Raw genomic sequence first — 3,944 nt, 5'->3', positions numbered from 1 at the left:
AGATCGACGACGACGAGTGCGGCTCCGCACGCCGCCAGACATCTGTCGACCTGCTCCGGGTGTACCGCATGTGCCGTGGCGATGGGCGTCCACGTAGTAAGTAGCGGGCCCCAGCCGGTGAGCGCCATGGTGCGGGTTCCGGTACCGGCGGAGTGCTGCGTCGCCGACGGTGTCGATCGAGACCCGTGCTGACTGAGTTCCACAGCCAATACTTCGACCCGGGACGCCCACGGGTTGATCTCCCATTTTCGCTGGGTGGCATCGGTGCGGGCGATGGAAGAGCGCGGTCGGCCGGAGGGTCGACCGTGCCCTCCCGTCCTCAGCGGCTGTCGGCGCCGACCCCAGGACGAACGGCAGCGCGATCAGAGCCAGCAACCCCGCGACCGCGGCACCCACCACGATCGCCGGCCGAGCCGCCGCAGGCAGCACCCGCGCCGCGAGCCGTCCGAGGCCGATCCAGACCGGGGCGATCACCAGGTCGTGCAGCAGCGCACTGCCGACGAACCAGGGTCAGCCACGAGCCGAGCGGCACCGGGCTGACCGCGGTGAGCAGGCCGTAACGCCCTCAACCCGACCTCCATGGACGCCACCGGCAACGGCGTCCTGCAGGGCACGACGGTCAAACCTCAGCCCCGAGGCGCCGACCTGCTGAACTCGACGTTCAGCACCACCGCCCTGGCCGGCGGCCTGGTGATCGGCATCGCGACCATCACGGTCCCGACCAGCTGATATCCCGCACGCGAACGGGGCCGGTCGGCAGAGGTGCCGATCGGCCCCGCTGCACGTCCGGGGTCGATCAGCCCGGCGGAAGGGACACGACGCCGCCGTCGGTCGCGCTGCGGCGCGCGGCGTCGAGCACGGTCGCGGTGGCGACGGCGTCGCGCGGGTCGACCGGCACCGGCCCGAGTCCCCGCACGGCGGCGGCGAACGCCGGATAGAACGTGTTCCACGCGCCGGGCAGGGTAGGCGCCACCTCGCCGTCGTCCCCCCGGAACACGCGTCCCCAGCGGTCGGCCGGCTCGGCACCCCACGCCGTGCCCAGCGTCGCCGGCGTCTTCCCGGCGAGCAGCGCGTCCTCCTGCCCGTCGACGCCTCCGACCACGTAGCTGCCCGTCGTCCCGGTGACCCGGAACCGCGGGCCGGGCGCGCCCTGGCTCCAGCTGCCCGACAGGTGCGAGCGCGCGCCGTTCGCGTGGGTCAGGGCGACGAAGACGTCGTCGTCCAGACCGCTGTCCCGCAGCCGCCACTCGGCGTAGACCGACGCGACCGGACCGAGGAGCACCAGCGCCTGGTCCACCAGGTGACTGCCGAAGTCGCGCAGTGTGCCGCCGCCCGAGGCCGGCGGTCCCGGATCGGGTGCGAACCGCTCGAAGCGGGACTCGAACCTGGTCAGCTCGCCGAGGGTCCCCTCGTCGGCCAGGGCCCGGGCGGTCAGGAAGTCGGAGTCCCAGCGCCGGTTCTGGTACGGGGCCAGCGGCAGCCCGAGCCGCGTGGCGAGCTCGACCGACCTGCGGGCGGCGCCCGCGTCGAGCGCGAAGGGCTTGTCGCACACCACGGCGAACCCCAGCCCGAGCGCCTGGTCGGTGAGCGCGCTGTGCGTCGAGGCGGGGGTCGAGATCGCGACCGCCTCGGCGCCGCCGGCGCGCAACGCCTCCAGTGAGTCGAAGGTCCGCAGTCCCGGGTGGTCGTGCTCGACCAGGGCGCGTCGTTCGGAGGAGGAGGTGACGACGCCGACGAGGTCGCACTCGCCGGCCGCCTGCAACAGCGGGGCATGGAACCAGCGACCACCGAAGCCGTACCCCACCAGACCGATCCGGACCGGTTCCATCCCTGCGGCCAGCGTCATGCCCGCATCATGACGCGACCGGCAAATTCTCACTCTCAGTTATCGAGAACGCACCGAAAGCCATTTTGCTGTGAGAGTTCGGTGACAGACATCCCGCTAACGGCCTACCCGGTGCGCCAGCTCCTTGACAGGCGCTCACACACCGTGAACCTTTCGAGCGGACAGCTAGCACGGCGATCGGCGTACGTGCCGGTAGGCGGCCCGACCCGGGCAGTCTCCAGGTGACGCTCGGTCACCACCACGGGGGGTTCGCATGGCGCAGGGCACTGGCATGTGGGGATCCCTCCTTTCCCGTCGGAGCGCACCGCGCGACTCCTCCGCTCCCTCGTCGCTCCGTACCGAAGGTCGTCTGATGTCGTCACTCTCCGTCCGGGGCTCCCGCGCCGGTTCAGCAGCGCTCGCCGCGTTCCTCGCCGTCGGGCTGCTGCTCCTCGGCCTCGCGGTCCCTGGCATCGCCTCGGCGGACACGGCACCGGCCCCCGGCACGCCCACCACCGTCGCCGCCGACCGGCTCGGCACCGTCCAGGTCAACGGCGTCGTCTGGGCGATGGTCACCGTCGGCAACACGGTGTACGCGACGGGCAGCTTCACGCAGGCGCGGCCGGCGGGTGCGGCGGCGGGCACGAGCGAGACCCCGCGGGCCAACCTGGTCGCCTTCAGTCTGGCGAGCGGCGTCATGACGACGTTCAACCACACGCTCAACGGTCAGGGGCGCACGATCACCGCCTCGCCGGACGGCACCCGCATCTACGTCGGTGGAGACTTCACCACCGTCGACGGCGTGGCCCGCGGGCACATCGCCGCGTTCGACGTCGCCACCGGCGCCCTGATCACGACCTTCGCGCCCACCTCGAACGCGGCCGTCTACTCGCTGGCTGCCACGAACACGACCGTCTACGCGGGCGGCAACTTCACCACCGCCGGCGGCCAGACCCGCACCCGGCTCGCCGCCTTCACCGCGAGCAACGGCGCGGTGACCGCGTGGGCGCCCACGGCCAACCACACCGTCCGCGGCATCGCGCTCAGCCCTGACGGCACCCGGGTCAATCTGGCCGGCCAGTTCTCCCAGATCAACGGCGGCCCGGCCGTCGCGGTGGCCAACGTGAACCTCAGCGGCGGCGACACCCGCACCTGGCAGCTGGGCATCACCAACTCCGGCGACGCGGGTGGCGTCTGGAACATGAAGACCGACGGCGTGAACATCTACGTCGTCGCCTACGGCTTCCTCGTGGGCAACATCGAGGGCACGATCGCCCTCAACCCCAACTCGCTGGAACTCGTGTGGATGAACGACTGCCACGGCGACCCGTACGACATCTTCTCCACCGGCACCGTCGTCTACACCGCGGGGCACGTGCACGACTGCGAGACGTCCGGTGGGTACCCCGACCAGCGGCCCACCGTGTGGAAGCGGGTCATCGCCAACACGGTGGCAGTCACCGGCCAGCTGAAGGCCACCACCCAGGTGCCGCGGTACACGAGCTGGGAAGGCCGTCCGCACCCCGGGCTGCTGACCTTCTACCCGACTCTCACGGCCGGCTCCTTCACCGGTCAGGCGCAGGCGGCCTGGTCGGCGACCGGCAACGGCAGCTACCTCGTTCTCGGCGGGGAGTTCCCCACGGTGAACGGGGCGGGGCAGCAGGGCCTGGTGCGGATGGCGACGAGCAACATCGCCCCCAATGACCGGGGTCCGGAGCTCACTGCTGCCCAGATGCGGCCCAACGCCACCTCGACGACGGCCGGCCAGATCAAGGTCACCTGGCCCTCCTCGTGGGACATGGACAACGAGAGCCTGACCTACAACCTGTACCGCAACTCCGGGACGACGCCGCTCTACACGGTCACCACCAGGTCACAGTGGTGGAACCGGCCGTACCAGAGCTGGACCGACACCAGCCGGGCGGCCGGGACGACGGCCTCGTACCGGGTCACCGTCAGCGACGCCTTCGGCAACATCGTGAACAGCACGCAGGGCAACACGGCCACGGTCGCCTCGACGACCGACGCCTACGCCAACCGCGTGCTCGCCGACAGCCCGGCGCAGTACTGGCGTCTCGGTGAGACCACCGGCACGACCGCCTACGACTACGCCGGCACC

3 protein-coding genes are annotated in these 3,944 nt (G+C 71.3%); 2 read left to right on the top strand and 1 reads right to left on the bottom strand.

What is annotated here, in order from left to right; all coding sequences use genetic code 11:
* The first annotated feature begins 579 nt into the window (after positions 1 to 579).
* On the top strand, positions 580 to 729 hold the full coding sequence (locus tag VGD70_RS30000) for a hypothetical protein (protein ID WP_331087268.1): 150 nt from the start codon (positions 580 to 582) through the stop codon (positions 727 to 729).
* A gap of 67 nt (positions 730 to 796) precedes the next feature.
* Here VGD70_RS30000 and VGD70_RS29995 read toward each other — a convergent pair whose 3' ends face one another.
* Positions 797 to 1,846 (bottom strand): Gfo/Idh/MocA family protein, encoded by a 1,050-nt coding sequence (locus VGD70_RS29995; protein WP_331087266.1) that lies wholly within the window; start codon positions 1,844 to 1,846, stop codon positions 797 to 799.
* Positions 1,847 to 2,198: 352 nt separating this feature from the next.
* Between VGD70_RS29995 and VGD70_RS29990 the strand changes: the two genes are divergently transcribed.
* Positions 2,199 to 3,944: hypothetical protein (locus VGD70_RS29990; RefSeq protein WP_331087264.1), on the top strand; the 1,746-nt coding region annotated here is incomplete at its 3' end.

Source organism: Actinophytocola sp., from assembly GCF_036402745.1.
Classification (GTDB): domain Bacteria; phylum Actinomycetota; class Actinomycetes; order Mycobacteriales; family Pseudonocardiaceae; genus Actinophytocola.
The sequence above is the reverse complement of the archived record's forward strand: the minus strand, read 5'-3'. Positions and strand labels throughout refer to the sequence as shown.

Coding starts and splice junctions, on each gene's coding strand:
- VGD70_RS30000 (WP_331087268.1), top strand. CDS start 580: ATGGACGCCACCGGCAACGGCGTCCTGCAGGGCACGACGGTCAAACCT.
- VGD70_RS29995 (WP_331087266.1), bottom strand. CDS start 1,846: ATGACGCTGGCCGCAGGGATGGAACCGGTCCGGATCGGTCTGGTGGGG.